13 protein-coding genes are annotated in these 15,190 nt (G+C 65.0%); 5 read left to right on the top strand and 8 right to left on the bottom strand.

The genetic code is table 11. The annotated features are described in order from the left end of the window. Positions 1-14 precede the first annotated feature (14 nt). Positions 15-620, top strand: a complete 606-nt coding sequence (locus tag V6657_RS01510; RefSeq protein ID WP_048934171.1) for an SCO family protein — start codon at positions 15-17, stop codon at positions 618-620. Positions 621-687: 67 nt separating this feature from the next. Here V6657_RS01510 and rpoH read toward each other — a convergent pair whose 3' ends face one another. Both rpoH and V6657_RS01520 read right to left on the bottom strand, forming a co-directional pair. After that, the gene (gene rpoH / locus V6657_RS01515; protein ID WP_048933897.1) at positions 688-1,617 is read right to left on the bottom strand and encodes an RNA polymerase sigma factor RpoH; all 930 of its coding nucleotides are present in this window, start codon (positions 1,615-1,617) and stop codon (positions 688-690) included. A 199-nt stretch (positions 1,618-1,816) separates the two neighbouring features. Next, positions 1,817-4,741, bottom strand: a complete 2,925-nt coding sequence (locus V6657_RS01520) for a diguanylate cyclase (RefSeq protein ID WP_048933898.1) — start codon at positions 4,739-4,741, stop codon at positions 1,817-1,819. 243 nt (positions 4,742-4,984) lie between these two features. Between V6657_RS01520 and V6657_RS01525 the strand changes: the two genes are divergently transcribed. Then, positions 4,985-5,392 (top strand): OsmC family protein, encoded by a 408-nt coding sequence (locus V6657_RS01525; protein ID WP_048933899.1) that lies wholly within the window; start codon positions 4,985-4,987, stop codon positions 5,390-5,392. Positions 5,393-5,412: 20 nt separating this feature from the next. Further along, positions 5,413-6,282: a pirin family protein gene (locus V6657_RS01530; protein ID WP_048933900.1), complete on the top strand. Its 870-nt coding sequence runs from the start codon at positions 5,413-5,415 to the stop codon at positions 6,280-6,282. A gap of 10 nt (positions 6,283-6,292) precedes the next feature. On the opposite strand, the gene ybiB is transcribed toward V6657_RS01530, so the two are convergent. The 5 genes from ybiB to V6657_RS01555 all read right to left on the bottom strand — a co-directional run bounded on the left by ybiB (position 6,293) and on the right by V6657_RS01555 (position 12,210). Beyond that, positions 6,293-7,303: a DNA-binding protein YbiB gene (gene ybiB, locus V6657_RS01535; protein ID WP_048933901.1), complete on the bottom strand. Its 1,011-nt coding sequence runs from the start codon at positions 7,301-7,303 to the stop codon at positions 6,293-6,295. Between the two features lie 779 nt (positions 7,304-8,082). Beyond that, positions 8,083-8,886 (bottom strand): ABC transporter ATP-binding protein, encoded by an 804-nt coding sequence (locus tag V6657_RS01540; protein ID WP_048933902.1) that lies wholly within the window; start codon positions 8,884-8,886, stop codon positions 8,083-8,085. Positions 8,887-8,897: 11 nt separating this feature from the next. Continuing rightward, entirely contained in the window at positions 8,898-9,749 is an 852-nt protein-coding gene (ntrB, locus tag V6657_RS01545) for a nitrate ABC transporter permease (RefSeq protein WP_048933903.1), read from the bottom strand. 59 nt (positions 9,750-9,808) lie between these two features. Next, entirely contained in the window at positions 9,809-11,089 is a 1,281-nt protein-coding gene (locus V6657_RS01550; RefSeq protein ID WP_048933904.1) for a CmpA/NrtA family ABC transporter substrate-binding protein, read from the bottom strand. Positions 11,090-11,571: 482 nt separating this feature from the next. Further along, entirely contained in the window at positions 11,572-12,210 is a 639-nt protein-coding gene (locus tag V6657_RS01555; protein ID WP_048933905.1) for an ANTAR domain-containing protein, read from the bottom strand. Positions 12,211-12,351: 141 nt separating this feature from the next. Here V6657_RS01555 and V6657_RS01560 point away from each other — a divergent pair, with 141 nt between their 5' ends. Together V6657_RS01560 and maiA are read left to right on the top strand one after the other, a co-directional pair. Beyond that, on the top strand, positions 12,352-13,053 hold the full coding sequence (locus V6657_RS01560) for a fumarylacetoacetate hydrolase family protein (RefSeq protein ID WP_048933906.1): 702 nt from the start codon (positions 12,352-12,354) through the stop codon (positions 13,051-13,053). A 17-nt stretch (positions 13,054-13,070) separates the two neighbouring features. Continuing rightward, on the top strand, positions 13,071-13,718 hold the full coding sequence (maiA, locus tag V6657_RS01565) for a maleylacetoacetate isomerase (protein WP_048933907.1): 648 nt from the start codon (positions 13,071-13,073) through the stop codon (positions 13,716-13,718). Between the two features lie 42 nt (positions 13,719-13,760). On the opposite strand, the gene ftsY is transcribed toward maiA, so the two are convergent. Beyond that, complete coding sequence (gene ftsY, locus V6657_RS01570; protein WP_048933908.1) at positions 13,761-15,131, bottom strand: signal recognition particle-docking protein FtsY; 1,371 nt, start codon at positions 15,129-15,131, stop codon at positions 13,761-13,763. Positions 15,132-15,190 lie beyond the last annotated feature (59 nt).

Below are 15,190 nucleotides of genomic sequence, written 5' to 3' on the forward strand. Positions count from 1 at the left end.
CCAACACGATGAACATGCTCTCTTTCCGACACTTCCGCGCCGTTCTGTTTGCCGCATTGGCCGCCACCGTGCTGGCATTGACCGCCTGCAGCGACAAGCCTGCCTTCACGAACCTCGACATCACCGGTGCCAAGAGCTTCGGCAAGGATTTCTCGCTGACCGACCACACCGGCAAGCGCCGTACGTTGGAAGACTTTCGTGGCAAGGTCGTCGTGATGTTCTTCGGCTACACGCATTGCCCCGATGTTTGCCCGACCACGCTGGCCGAGCTGCGCGGCGTGATGGATGCACTAGGCAAGGATGCCGACCGCGTGCAGGTGCTGTTCGTCACCGTCGATCCCGAGCGCGATACGCAAGACCTGCTGGGCAAGTACGTGCCCGCATTCGACCCGCGCTTCATCGGCCTGCGTCCGGCCGACGAAGCCGAGTTGAAGAAGGTCACGTCCGACTTCAAGGTGTTCTACAGCAAGGTGCCGGGCAGCAAGCCCGACAACTACACGATGGATCACACCGCCGGCAGCTACATGTTCGACACGAAGGGCAACCTGCGCCTGTTCATCAAACATGGCCAGGGCCCTGAGCCGATCGCGCACGACGTCAAGCTGCTGCTGAAGGAGTGATCGCGTAGCTCGCGCCCAAACAAAAGCCCGCCAACTTGGCGGGCTTTTTTATTGCCAGGGAAACCGCTTAGGCAAACGCCTGCAGCGCACCCTTCATCTTCTTCATCGCGGCCGATTCGATCTGGCGGATGCGCTCGGCCGACACGCCAAACTCGTCAGCCAGTTCGTGCAGCGTGGCGCCGCCCGATCCGTCGTCGTTCACTTGCAGCCAGCGGGCCTCGATGATGCGGCGGCTGCGGTCGTCCAGCTTGGCCAGCGCCGTTTCGATGCCTTCGCTTTGCATGCGATCCTGGCTGCGCGACTCGATCACGCGGGTCGGCTCGTTGTGCGTGTCCGCCAGGTAGGCGATCGGGGCGAAGGATTCTTCGCCGTCGTCCATCTGGCCTTCCAGCGCGATGTCGCCGCCCGAGAGGCGCGTTTCCATCTCGCGCACCTCGGCGCCCTTGACGTTGAGTTCGGCCGCCACGGCACTGATCTCGTCCGGCGAGAAGGTCGCCTGTGCATCCTGCTTGTGGCTGCGCAGGTTGAAGAACAGCTTGCGCTGGGCCTTGGTGGTGGCCACCTTGACCATGCGCCAGTTCTTCAGGATGTACTCGTGCATCTCGGCCTTGATCCAGTGCATCGCGTACGAGACGAGACGCACGCCTTGATCCGGGTCGAAGCGCTTGACGGCCTTCATCAGGCCGATGTTGCCTTCCTGGATCAGGTCGGCATGCGGCAGGCCGTAGCCGAGGTACTGACGGGCGATCGAGACCACCAGGCGCAGGTGCGAGAGCACCAGACGGCGCGCGGAATCGAGATCGTCGTTGTCGCGGTACTCGCGGGCCAGACGTTGTTCTTCTTCAGCCGACAGCATCGGCACCCGGTTGACGCTCTGGATATAGGCGTCAATGTTGCCGAGGTTGCCGGGGAACGCCAGCGCCCATCCATTACCGGCGTTGCCGGACGGCTGGGTGGCGATTGCGGAAACGGTATTCACGGGAATGACTGCGTTCACTCAGGACTCCTGTCGAAATCCAGTGGAGGTTTGGAAGGGCATCTTAGCACTCCAACCGGAAGAGTGCTAATAGGACATTTTGTGCCGGTTGATAGTTCCCGCAAATCAGATGATAGACCTCAATAGTGTGATGATTGCGCCGCAGCAAAAGTGGCCGCGCACCCAGTCATAGACAGTCGCCAGCGGCATCAGTTCGCACTTATGCCGCAGTGTTACGCCCGCGTGACTTGGCCCAGTAAAGTGCGCGGTCCGCTTCGCGCAAAACCACGTCGGGATCACTGATATCGGGCGCTGGGCAGGCCACCCCGATGCTGGCCGTCACATGCAGCGACACATCGCCACGCAGGGGGATCGGCGGGCGGATCGCACTCACCACCTTGTGGGCTGTGTGCAGCGCATCATCTGGGGCGTCGATGGGGTCCAGGAGGATGACGAATTCGTCACCTGCGAGGCGGGCGACGGTATCTGTACGGCGCACCGCCTGCTGCAGGCGGCGGGCAACTTCCACCAGCACCGCGTCCCCCGCGGCGTGGCCGTAGGTGTCGTTGATGTGCTTGAAGTGATCCACGTCCAGGTAGAGCACGCCCATGGGGGCGGGCTGGCGCTGGCGGCGCTCCAGGGCTGTGCGCAGGCGCTCGTAGAGTTCGTAGCGATTGGCCAGACCGGTGAGCGCATCGAAGCGGGCCATGCGCGAGAGCTCCATCTCGCTGCGCTTGGCGTCGGTCACGTCCTGCACGAAGGCGTAGAAGCCGCAGCGCTCGGCGCTGCAATCGCAATCCGCCGCATCCGGCACGAGCTGGCCACGCAGATAGCGCGTGCGGTGGCGCGGGCCGCCAGCGTGCGGCTTTTCGTACCACGGCGCGTTGATCTCGAACTCGACCGTCTCGCCCCGTACCGCGCGGGCTAGATATGGCGCCAGCAGCGCATAGGTGCCCGGCGTAAAGACGTCCTGCGCCGGCTGGCCGCAGACCTCCTCGGGCGTGCGCTGCAGCCAGCGTGCGTGGGTGACGTTGCAGAAGGTGAAGATGCCGTCGGCGTTGATGTGCGAGACCAGCAGCGGGGCGTTGTCGAGCACCAGCGTGAGCGCGCGTTCGCTGCGGGCGAGGGCGATTTCGGCCGTGGTGCGCGCGGTCAGATCCTGCAGCACCGAGAAGTAGCCGCGCAGCGTACCGCGGTCGTCGTAGTCGGGGTAGTAATGGCCGCTCAGGTAGCGCGGCTTGCCGGTGCGCAGCGAGGTGATGTCGAACTGCACCGGATAGCCAGCCAGCACCTCGGTCATGTAGGGCAGCAGCGTGCGGTAGTCCTCGGGCGTGTAGATCTCGCTGACGTGGCGGTCGATCATCTGATCCTGCGTGCGGCCAAACGCCTCCAGCAGCGTGCGGCTGGCAAAGCGGACGACGCCGTCGGGGTCGACATAGCTGAGCTGCGCGGGCACGTTGTCGGCCACCAGGCGCAGTTGCTCGCGGCTCGCGCGCAGGGCGTCACGCCGGCGCTCCAGGCTTTCGTTGGCGATACGCAGGGCGCGCTCCGACGCCGCCAGCCGGTTGGCAAACGGCCGCACCGTCAGCCGGATGGCCGCCACGCTGCCGATGATCCCGCACAGCATGAGCGCCGCCAGCCGCTCGAACTGGGCGCGCATGGGCGTGTACAACTCGGCGCTGGAGATCTTGCTGATCAACGCCAGGCCCGTGTGGCCGATGGGCATATAGCTGAGCGAGGTCGGCACGCCATGAATATCGCGCCATTGGCCGTAGCCCGACTGGCCCGCCAGCGCCAAGCGCGAGGGCAGCGTCCGCTGTTCGATTGTCTGCCTCGGCAACTCGAAGATGTGCGCATCGAAGCGCTGCGGAAACGACATCGCACGGCCGGCCCCATCGAAGCCCGACATGGCCAGCGTTTCCGTCGCGCCCGCATCGGGCAAGGTGGAGTAGCGGGCCGTCATATGGGCCAGCGGCTGCTCGGCAATAAGCCAGCCGACCTGTACACCGTCCACCAGGACTGGCGTTTCGGTGCGCATGGCAAAGCCGTGGTTCCACTGCAGCGTGACGCGCTCGGGCGCTAGGCCGACGTGCAGCGCAATCGCCAGTTCCGGGTGCGACACCTCCGTGCCGAGGCTGACGACGCCCTCGCCGGCCAGCGTGCGCAGTTGCAGGTACGAGTAGCCCTGCTCGCGATAGGCCTGCAGCGCACGCTCGCCGTGCAGACGGGCAGCGTTGTCGGCGGGATGGCGCAGCGCCTCCTGGATGGGTGTGGCGGTAGCCACCAGCCGCGGGCTCTCCGCGCGCATTGCCAGCACTTGGTCAAACTCTGCGGCATAGCTCGACAGCGCGCGCGTTCGCGTGTTGCCGAACGCCACGTTGGCGCTATCGACTTGGATGATGAAGGCGGTAACGGTGGCGCCCAGGCCCGCCAGCACCACGCAGCCGCCGCTGATCCAGACAATGGTGTCCTCTGGCGACAAGCGGATGTGGAACAGGCGCGGATATCGGGCCAGTGCCGCGCACAGCACGCCTGCCACCACCAGCAGCGTGCAGCCGGCCGCCACGTCGGCAGCACGCCAACGCAGCCAGGCCGGGTACAGGTACTCCAGTGCCATGGCGCGGCCAAGCAGGTCCCCAACGCAGAGCAGGACCGACGCGCCTAGCAACGCGAACAGCCACTGCGCGCGATGCGCCTGCCGCGCCGTCGGGACAAGACACAGCGCGCCCGCGCTCGCGGCCAGCGCCAGTGCGTGGCTCGGGTGCATACCGCCGATCCAGCCCGTCAGCCAGTTGAGCTTCAGCCAGACGTGCACGTCAGGAAAATCGAACGCCACGGGCCAGCCGCTCACCACCTCCACCAGGCGCAGCGTGCACAGCACGGCCGCCGCACCACCGGCCAGGCACGCAGCCCGATCCGCCCAGCGCGCACTGGGCCGCAGCGCGCCGACCACCAGCGCGGCGAGGCCTGCGCCCAGCAGCACGAGGTTCAGCCCCGTTGCAAAGACGATCACCAAGTGGTCGCCGCCGATCTTCACGCCGCGCGGCCAATGCAGCAGCCAGCTGACCATGACGGTCAGCCCAATCAGCGCGAGAACAGCGCCGATGCCGCCAGCTATGGCGACAAGCAGGCGGCGAGAAACCATGCGGTCGATCTGTCAGTGGGGCCCGAAGTGGAGCAGGTTCGGACGAACGTGCCCCAACCGGGAAATCGGCGCAAACGCGCACTGCTTGAGCGTTTACAGGGGCAAATTGCCCCACCCCCGACGACATGGGGGAGCCGCGCAGCAGAAATGCGATGTGTACTGCACCCCATGTGACGTCACGTAACTTCGCTACACTCCCCGGGTATCGTCACACCCGCCGTCGAACCGCACCCAGGAGCCGTCATGACCATCGTCGTCAGCAAAGACACCGAAGGCCTGTTCCGTCACAAAGTCACCTTCCCCGAGGGCGTCACGTTCTACACCGACGTCCCCAAGCCGACCGGCGAGGGCAGCGCGCCCGACCCACACGGCTACTTCGACGCCGCATTGGCGAGCTGCAAGGCGCTGACCGTCACGCTCTACGCCCGGCAGCGCAAATATCCGCTGGACTCCATCGACGTGGCCGTCGAGCATGACGGCAGCCAGGAGCGCCAGGGCCGCTACAAGCTGCGCACCGTGCTGACCCTGCACGGCGACTTGAACGACGAGCAGCGCGCCGACCTGCTACGCGTGGCCGGCAAGTGCCCGATCCACAAGTTGATGACCGAGGTCGAGATCAGCGTCGACACCGAACTCGCCGCGCGCGCCTGAAATTCCAAGGAACGCTCACCATGACTTCCATCCAGCACATCATCGGCCCGCACGTACGCGACCTGGGCGGCTTCTCGGTCAAGCGCGTGCTGCCCTCGGCGGCGCGCCAGACGGTCGGCCCGTTCATCTTCTTCGATCACATGGGGCCGGTGGACTTCCCGCCCGGCGAGGGCGTCGACGTGCGCCCGCACCCGCACATCGGCTTGGCCACCGTCACGTACCTGTTTGACGGCAGCATGGTCCACCGTGACAGCCTAGGCAGCGTGCAGACCATCGTCCCCGGCGACGTGAACTGGATGACCGCCGGCAACGGCATCGCTCATTCCGAGCGCTCGACACCCGAGGCGCGTGAGAAGGGGGCCCGCCTGCATGGCATCCAGACCTGGGTGGCCTTGCCGAAGGATCAGGAGAAGGTCGAGGCCAGCTTTGCGCACCATGGCGCCGACACGTTGCCCAAGCTCGACTGCCCCGGCGTGCAGGGCGTGGTCATCGCGGGCGATGCATTTGGGCTGACGTCGCCCGTGAAGGTGAGTTCGCGCACGTTGTATGTGGCGCTGGAGCTGGCGGCAGGTGCATCGCTGGTGATCCCGCCCGAGCATGAAGACCGTGGCCTGTATCTCGTAGACGGCGCTGTCACGATCGATGGCGAATCACTCGACCCGCAGCATCTGGCCGTGCTCGAACCCGGCGGCGACGTGACGCTCACCGCGCAGGTGTCATCACGCGTGATGCTGCTGGGCGGCGAGCCGACCGACGGCCACCGCCACATCTACTGGAACTTCGTTGCCAGCGACAAGGCGGACATTGAAGACGCCAAGCAGCGTTGGGAGGCCGATGCCTTCGCCCACGTGCCCGGCGAGACGGAGCGTATTCCGCTGCCGTCCAAGTAAGGCGCTTTGATCAGGCAGGCTGCGCGGGCCGTGCGCAACGCACGATGGCGCGCACCTGCTTGGCAATCGGCTCCGGCACGGGCTGCTTGCCGTTGAGCACCGCTTCAATCCACCGTGCCGTTGCTGCCGCATCTGTGCCGGCAGGCAGTTCGGGCGGCGTATCGCTCGATCCTTCCACCGCGTCGATCACCGTTTCGTGTGCCCCATTACGCAGCCATTCCACTGCGCTGCCGCGCCGCGCATCGGCCACCGCCTCGCCCTCGGTGCCGCGTGCCAGCAGCACGTTGGCCGGGTGGCGCAGGAAGTAATCGGTGAGGGTGTCGCGGTATTCGGGGTGCGTGTAGCTGACCAAGCGCAGTGCTTCGTGCGGCGCGTGGTTGCCGATCGGCTGCAGCATCTTCACCACCGTGTGCGCGGAATTGCGCAGGCCGACGATCTCGCGTTTGTCGAGCAGCGTTGCCAGCTCGGGTGAGAGCACATCGATTGGCACGTAGGCCAGCCGGTCGTTTTCCAGCCGCTCGCGGGCCTCGTCCATGTTTTCGCAGATTGGCCAGCCAAGCGCGTTGAACAGCGTGGCCGTGGTGATGCGGCCGTCGAAGCGGCGGATGCCGTGCAGCAGCACCGGCACGCCTTCACGTGCCAGCAGCTTGGCCAGCAGGGGCACCAGGTTGGGCTGGCGGCGGGCGCCGTTGTAGCTGGGGATCACCACGGGCAGTGCGTGTTCTGGCGTGTCCGGTGCCGGCAACGGACGGCAGTGCGCGTGGGTGGCCTCCAGCATGCCGTCCAGCTCTTCTGGGGTTTCGCCCTTGATGCGGTAGGCCATGAGGATGGCGCCGAGTTGGATCTCGGCTACGCGGCCTTCCAGCATGGCGGTGAAGAGGGCACGCGCGTCGTGCTTGACCAAGGCACGAGCACCGTCTGCGCCGCGGCCGATTTCCTTGATGAACTTGGTTGCCGGGAATGGGCCGTTAGCGGCGGCTTCTTCTGCGGCGTTGTCGGGGAGGATGGGGGGAGCGGGCATGGGTTTGGTGCGGGGTTGATGGCGTGGTGAGGATCATAGCGCTGTGGGTTGCGCTGGCGCCATGGTGGGGTCGCTTTGCTTTTGTGTTGGTGTTCCATCCCTTGTTTCATCCCCTGCCGGGGCTGACTCACTTTCTTTGTCTTGCCAAAGAAAGTAAGCAAAGAAAGGCGCGCCCGAGATGGCGACTTCCCCTTGAATTTTCGTAACCGGGCGGAGACGGGAAAAACTCGCTTCGCTCAGACAGTTTCCCGTCTTTTTTCCGCCCGCTTACGAAAATTCAAGGCGCCATCAAGGGCAGGAACGTCAAAGGCCAAACCGACGGTGAACAAGGGTGGGCGCCAAGGCTCAGTTGATTGCGTGATGCGTGATGCGTGATGCGTGATGCGTGATGCGGAATGCGTGATGCGTGATGCGTGATGCGGAATGCGGAATGCGGAATGCGGAATGCGGAATGCGAGTGCAAGGCTAGCAGTTAGCGGAGAGTAGTTTGGAACACAAGACGGAGCGGTGCACGGGCAAGAGATGGTGTGCTTTACCTCTGCCCTAGATGGCGCCTTGGATTTTTGTTGCGGGGAGGAAAAAGAGGGGAGGCTGTCTGAGCGCAGCGAGTTTGCCTCCCCTCCCTCCCCGCGACAAAAATCCAAGGGGAAGTCGCCATCTTGGGCGCGCCTTTCTTTGCTTACTTTCTTTGGCAAGACAAAGAAAGTGAGTCGGCCCCGGCAGGGGGCGAAAGGGCGGCAAGCCACCAACATCAAAACCGAAAACCAAACACAAAAAACTCAAGCCGCTTCCGCCACCGGATGCCGCTGCTTCCGATACAAGAAATCCAAAACAGCCGTCCGACAGGCGTGATAAGTCGGATCCTCCGCCAACGCCATCCGATCCCGCGGTCGTGGCAAATCCACCGTCAACACTTCGCCAATCGTCGCCGCCGGCCCATTCGTCATCATGACGATGCGATCCGCCAGCAGCACCGCCTCATCCACATCGTGCGTGACCATCACCACTGTGCTGCCGGTGGACGCCACGATCTTCAGTAACTCATCCTGCAGATGCGCCCGCGTGAGCGCGTCCAGTGCGCCGAAGGGTTCATCCATCAGCAGCACCTTTGGCTCCATGGAAAGCGCCCGCGCAATCCCCACCCGCTGCTTCATCCCTCCAGAAATTTCATGCGGATGCTTCTGCTCGGCATGCGTCAGCCCCACCAGTGCCAGCGCAGCATGCGTGCGCTCACGCAACTGCACCTTCGTCTCCGTCTTGCCAAACACCCGCTCCACCGCGAGATACACGTTGTCAAAGCACGTGAGCCACGGTAGCAGCGAATGGTTCTGAAACACCACCGCCCGATCCGGCCCCGGCCCCGCAATCTCGCGCTCCGCCAGGATCAACCCACCCGTGGTCGGCCGCGTCAGCCCGGCAATCAGATTCAGCAACGTCGATTTACCGCAGCCTGAGTGCCCGATCAACGCAATGCATTCACCGCGTGCCACCGTCAGGTCGATATCACGCAGGGCAACGAACGGCCCGCTCTTGGTCTTGAACGTCTGCCCGACGTTTTCAATGCGCAGGAATTTTTCGCTCATGGTCGCCCCCTTCAAACCGCGTCGTACGAGAACCGCCGCGCAATCGCCAGCAGCGCGTGCTCCAGCAGCAAGCCCACCACGCCAATCACAAAGATGGCGATGACGATGTGCTCGACCTTCAGGTTGTTCCACTCATCCCACAGCCAGAAGCCGATGCCGACCCCGCCAGTCAGCATCTCTGCCGCCACGATCACAAGCCACGCCGTGCCGATCGACAACCGCACGCCCGTCAGCATGTACGGCAGCACCGCCGGAAACAACACGCGCGTGAACACCTTCCACTCCGACAGGTTCAGCACGCGCGCCACGTTCAGGTAATCCTGCGGCACGCGCGTCACGCCCACGGCGGTATTGATGACCATCGGCCAGATCGAGCAGATGAAGATCGCCCAGACGGCCGCCGGATTGGCCGACTTGAACAGCAGCAGCCCGATCGGCAGCCACGCCAGCGGCGACACCGGCCGCAGCAGGCTGATGATGGGCGAGGCCATCGCATTCAGAAACGCAAAGCGCCCGATGAGGAAGCCTGCCGGAATGCCGATGATGGCGGCCATCCCAAAGCCCGCGCCCACCCGCGCCAGCGACGCCAGCACGTTCCAGCCCACGCCCTGGTCATTCGGGCCATTGCGATAGAACGGATCGGCGAAGAGCGCGACTGCAGCCTTCCACGTGACAGCCGGTGTCGGCAGCGCGGGGATGGCCGTGGCGATGCCCTGCCACGCCAGCACGAAGATCACCAGGCCCAGCACCGGCGGAAAGCTGCGCACCACCGCGGCAACACACCACTCGCGCAACGCGATGCGACGTGTGGGGATAGCGGCGTCGGACTGCACGCCGGACAACGGTTTGACGAGCGTGTTCATGTCGGGCTCCATCGGCGTGAGGGACCGCAATCAGAGGTTCGGAGAGGACGGTGGAAGCGTCAGGCTTTGATCTTGAAGCCGTCCGCATACGCAGCCGGGTTCTTCGCATCCCACACCACGCCATCGATCAGCTTGGCCGTGCGCATGTCGTTCTTCGGCAAGGGGGTGCCGGTGGCGGCTGCGGCCTGCTTGAAGATGTCGATGCGGTTGACCTGCTTGGCGACCGCCGCGTAATCCGGATGCGTCTTCAACAGCCCCCAGCGCTTCTGCTGTGTGAGGAACCACATGCCGTCCGACAGGTACGGAAAGTTGACCGCGCCATCGTGATAGAAGCGCATCGGGTCCGGGTCGTCCCACGTCTTGCCGATGCCGTTCGTGTAACGGCCGAGCATGCGGTCCAGGATGATGTCCATGTCGGTGTTGACGTAGGACTTGGCGGCGATGGTCTCGGCCGTCTTGCGGCGGTTCGACGCCGAGGCATCGATAAACTTGCCCGCCTCCAGCACCGCAGCCGTCAGCGCGCGTGCGGTGTTCGGATACTTCTGCACGAACTCCGCCGTGGTGCCGAGCACCTTCTCCGGGTGGTCCTTCCAGATGGCCTGTGTCGTCTCGGCGGTAAAGCCGATGTTGTCGGCAATCGCACGGGCGCCCCACGGCTCGCCCACGCAGTAGCCATCCATGTTGCCCACGCGCATGTTGGCCACCATCTGCGGCGGCGGCACGGTGATGGCCTTCGCGTCCTGCAGCGGATGGATGCCGTGCGCGGCAAGCCAGTAGTACAGCCACATCGCGTGCGTGCCGGTCGGGAAGGTCTGCGCAAACACGTACTCGCGTTTGTCCTTCGCCATCACGGCCTTGAGCGATGCGCCGTCTTTGACGCCCGCTTCCTTGAGCTTGTTCGACAGCGTGATGGCCTGGCCGTTGTTGTTGAGCGTCATCAGCACGGCCATGTCTTTCTTCGGCCCGCCAATGCCGAGCTGCACGCCGTAGATCAGCCCGTAGAGCACGTGCGCCGCATCCAAGTCGCCCGACACCAGCTTGTCGCGTACGCCTGCCCACGAGGCCTCTTTCGACGGCGTGATCTTGATGCCGTACTTCTTGTCGATGCCCAGGGTGGATGCCATCACCACCGACGCGCAGTCGGTCAGCGGGATGAAGCCGACCTTCAGCTCGGCCTTCTCAGGCGCATCGGAGCCAGCGGCCCAGGCACCAGCACGCACCAGCGGATCGATCAATGCCACGGCACTCCCTCCTGCAATGGTTGCCGCGGCCTTGATGACGCTGCGGCGCTTCGGATTGATCGGGTTGACGACGGGGTCAGTCTTGTCTGGCGCGGCCATCCATGGCTCCAAAGAAAAAGCGCCCCGATGCGCGGCCACGTCCCTCCATGATGGGGAGCGCGTTTGCCGTGCATCGAGACGCCGTTGTCTCGCGCCGATACCCACGTTGGCATCGGCTCGCAGCGACACTTGCAAGGGGTATGCCAGCGGTGTTGGTGCATCTCTTGTTTCGTCCCCTGCCGGGGCCGACTTACTTTCTTTGTCTTGCCAAAGAAAGGTAAGCAAAGAAAGGCGCGCCCGAGATGGCGAAAGACTCCTTGAATTTGCGTAACCGGGCGGAGGCGGGGAAAACTCGCTGCGCTCAGACAGTTCCCCGCCTTTTTTCCGCCCGCTTACGAAAATTCAAGGCGCCATCAAGGGCAGGAACGGCCAAACCGTCTGGAGATGTGGGTGAGCGCCGCAGGTGGGGTGTGGCGCGAGGCTGGTGCGTTTCCGGCGCCGGACTTGTGCGGTGCACCAAAACTGGGCGGCGCCGCGTCGGCCTAGCCTGCCATCACGTCAATCACCCGCTGGGCGGCTTCGACCAGCTTGATATTGCGGTCCATCGCCATCTTGCGCAGGCGCTTGAAGGCCTCGTCTTCCGACAGGTTCATCTGCTTCATCAGTAGGCCCTTGGCGCGCTCCAGCACCTTGCGCTCGGCCAGCTGGGTCTTGGCGGTATCCAGTTCGGCGCGCAGTTCGCGCTCGTGCTCGAAGCGCGCATAGGCCACGTCCAGCACGGCCTTGACGCGCGTGGGCTTGATGCCGTCGACGATGTAGGCCGTGATGCCCGCAGCGAACGCCGATTTGATGCGCGCCGCGTCGTCGTTGTCGGTGAACAGCACGATCGGGCGCGGCGCGTGCTGGGTGGCCACGCAGACGTGCTCGATGGTGTCCCGCGCGGCCGACTCGGACGCAACGATCACCATGTCGGGCTGTGCCTGCGCGATGCGGTCGGGCAGGGTGAGGTCGGCGTCGGCCAGGCCCACGTCGATGAAGCCGGCTTCGGCCAAGCCCGCACGGATCAGCTCCAGGTTGATCTGCTCGGCATCCAACGGATCACGCACCAGCAGCACGCGCATCGGCGCGGCCGGGTGAGGCGCGGCGGGCGAGGCAGGTGGGGTGGGCGGTTTCGCTTGCATGGTGCAAAGTGGGGCAGGGTGCACGCCACTCATGCAAGAACCGCGCCGACCCAGTGCGGGTGTATGCTCGCAGCTCGGTCGCCGGGGGGCGGTGGCCGTGTCCCCCGTCTGTTTATTCAAGCGAATTTCCAGGAGACCTGCATGACCGAATTTGTCGTCACCCCGCCCGCCGTCAACGGCATTCCCGTGCGTGGCGGGCAAGGCCAGTTTCCGGTGCGCCGCGTGTATTGCGTCGGCCGCAACTACGCCGCCCATGCCCGCGAGATGGGTTCCGACCCCGACCGCGAACCGCCGTTCTTCTTCTGCAAGCCGGCCGATGCCGTGCGCTACATCCCCGACGGCGAGACCGGCCAGTTCGTCTATCCCACCGAGACGAAGGATTGCCACTACGAGATCGAACTCGTGGTCGCCATCGGCACGGGCGGCCGCGACATCGCCGTGGAAACCGCAGCCAACCACATCTACGGCTACGCCATCGGCCTGGACATGACGCGCCGCGACTTGCAGAACGCCGCCAAGAAGGGTGGCCGCCCATGGGAAACCGGCAAGGCCTTCGACGGCTCGGCACCCATCGGCCCGATCGTCCCCGTGAAGGATGTCGGCCATCCGGACAAGGGCGCGATCACGCTGTCGGTCAATGGCAAGGAACACCAGCGCGGTGATCTGTCGGACCTGATCTGGTCGGTGCCGGAAACCATTGCGTACCTCTCGCGCCTGTTCGAGCTGCGCCCCGGCGATCTGATCTATACCGGCACGCCCGAAGGTGTCGGCCCGGTGGTGGTCGGTGACCTTATGGTCGGCAAGATCGACGGTGTGGGCGAACTGCACGTGAAGGTCATCTAAGCAGAGAGCCGCAAGCCATGTCGATCAAGCTTTACAACTACTTCCGCAGCTCGGCGTCGTTCCGTGTGCGCATCGCGCTGGAGATCAAGGGCCTGCCGTATGACTACGCGCCGGTGCACCTGCTCAAGGGCGAGCAACTGGCGCCCGACTTCGTCAAGCTGAACCCCGATGCGCTCGTGCCCGTGCTGTGCGATGGCGCCGACGTGCTGAACCAGTCGCTGGCGATTGTCGAGTACCTGGAAGAGACGCACCCCGAGCCCACGCTGCTGCCGGGCACGCCCAGCAACCGCGCACACATCCGCGCGATTGCGCTGGCGATCGCGTGCGAGATCCATCCGCTCAACAACCCGCGCGTGCTGAAGTACCTCAAGAACACGTTCAACGTGGAAGAGGAAGCGCGCAACGACTGGTATCGCCACTGGGTGAAGCTGGGGTTCGCGGCGCTGGAGACGCGGCTGTCACAGTCGCCGCTCACGGGTGCCTACTGCGTGGGCGACACGCCGACGCTGGCGGACGTGTGCCTCGTGCCGCAGGTGTTCAACGGCAAGCGTTTTGATGTGGTGGTGGAGGAGTATCCGACGCTGGCCCGCATTTTTGAGCACTGCATGGCGCAGGAAGCGTTTCAGCGGGCGGCGCCTGCGGCGCAGCCGGATGCGGCAGCGTAATTGAAGTGAGTCCCGGCGTCATGGCGACGCCGGGATTGCCGATCAGCCCAGCAGGGCGTCAGCGAATTCGCGTGCGGAGAACGGCTGCAGATCTTCCACCTGCTCCCCCACGCCGATGAAGTACACCGGCACCGGCCGCTGCCGCGCAATCGCAGCCAGGATGCCGCCCTTGGCGGTGCCATCCAGCTTGGTGACGATCAGGCCCGTGAGGCCCAGCGCTTCGTCAAACGCCTTCACTTGCGCCAGGGCGTTCTGACCGGTGTTGCCGTCGATCACCAGCAGCGTTTCGTGCGGTGCCGTGGCCATGGCCTTGGCCGTTACGCGGCGCACCTTCTTGAGCTCTTCCATCAGGTGCAGTTGCGTTGGCAGGCGGCCGGCGGTGTCGGCCATGACGATGTCGATGCCGCGTGCGCGCGCTGCGTTCACCGCGTCGTAGATCACGGCAGCCGGGTCGCCCGATTCCTGGGCCACCACCGTGACGTTGTTGCGCTGGCCCCAGACCACGAGCTGCTCGCGCGCGGCGGCGCGGAACGTATCGCCCGCAGCCAGCAGCACCGATTGGCCGTAGGTCTGGAAGTGCTTGCACAGCTTGCCGATGCTGGTGGTCTTGCCGGCGCCGTTCACGCCCGCAATCATGATCACCATCGGCTGCTCGCGGCCGAGCACCATGGTCTTTTCCAGCGGGTGCAGCAGCTCGACCAGCAGGTCTCGCAGTGCGGTCTTTACGCCTTCGGCGGTTTCGATGCGCTCGGCCTTGATGCGGCGGCGCAGTTCGCCCAGCAGGTATTCGGTGGCGTCGACACCGGCATCGGCCATCAGCAGCGCGGTTTCGAGCTCTTCGAACAGCGCCTCGTCCACCTTCACGCCAACGAACAGCGTCGTCAGGTTCTTGCTCGTCTTCGACAGGCCTGAGCGCAGGCGCGACATCCAGCCCTTGCGAGCCTGTTCGATGACGGGCGGGGTCGGCACCGTTTCGATGTCATCGGCCTGCATGTCGAGCGTGGCGGGCTCGGCAGGCGCATCCGGTACGGCAACCGACGTGGGTGCTGCAGTGGGCGGGGCTGGTGCCGGAACCGCTGCCTCGGCTGCCGCTGGTGCGGCAATCGCAGCGGGTTCAAGGGCGGGCGTGGACGCTGGCGCTTCGGGGGCGACAGGCTCGGGCGTAGCGCCTCCGCCAAAGCCCAGGCGCGACAACCAGCCCGGGCGGCTTTCTTCCGCTGCGGGTGGCGTTGGCGTGGCGGCGCTGGCGTCCCGAGTGAGGGCTGCGGTCGAGGTGTCGGGTGTCGCCGCAGGTGTGGGGGCGGCCGGGGCAGGCACAGGCGCAGGCGCCGGAATGGCTTCGGGTGCCGCTGCGGGCGTAGGTTCGGCGGCCGGCTGCGGCTCTGCCTTGCGCTTCTTCCAGAAACTAAACATCGTAAGAGGCAGTCTATTCGCCGTTAGAATCAAGCGTCGAATTTTATCAGACGGCCCTT

The organism is Ralstonia sp. RRA, assembly GCF_037023145.1.
Classification (GTDB): Bacteria; Pseudomonadota; Gammaproteobacteria; order Burkholderiales; family Burkholderiaceae; genus Ralstonia.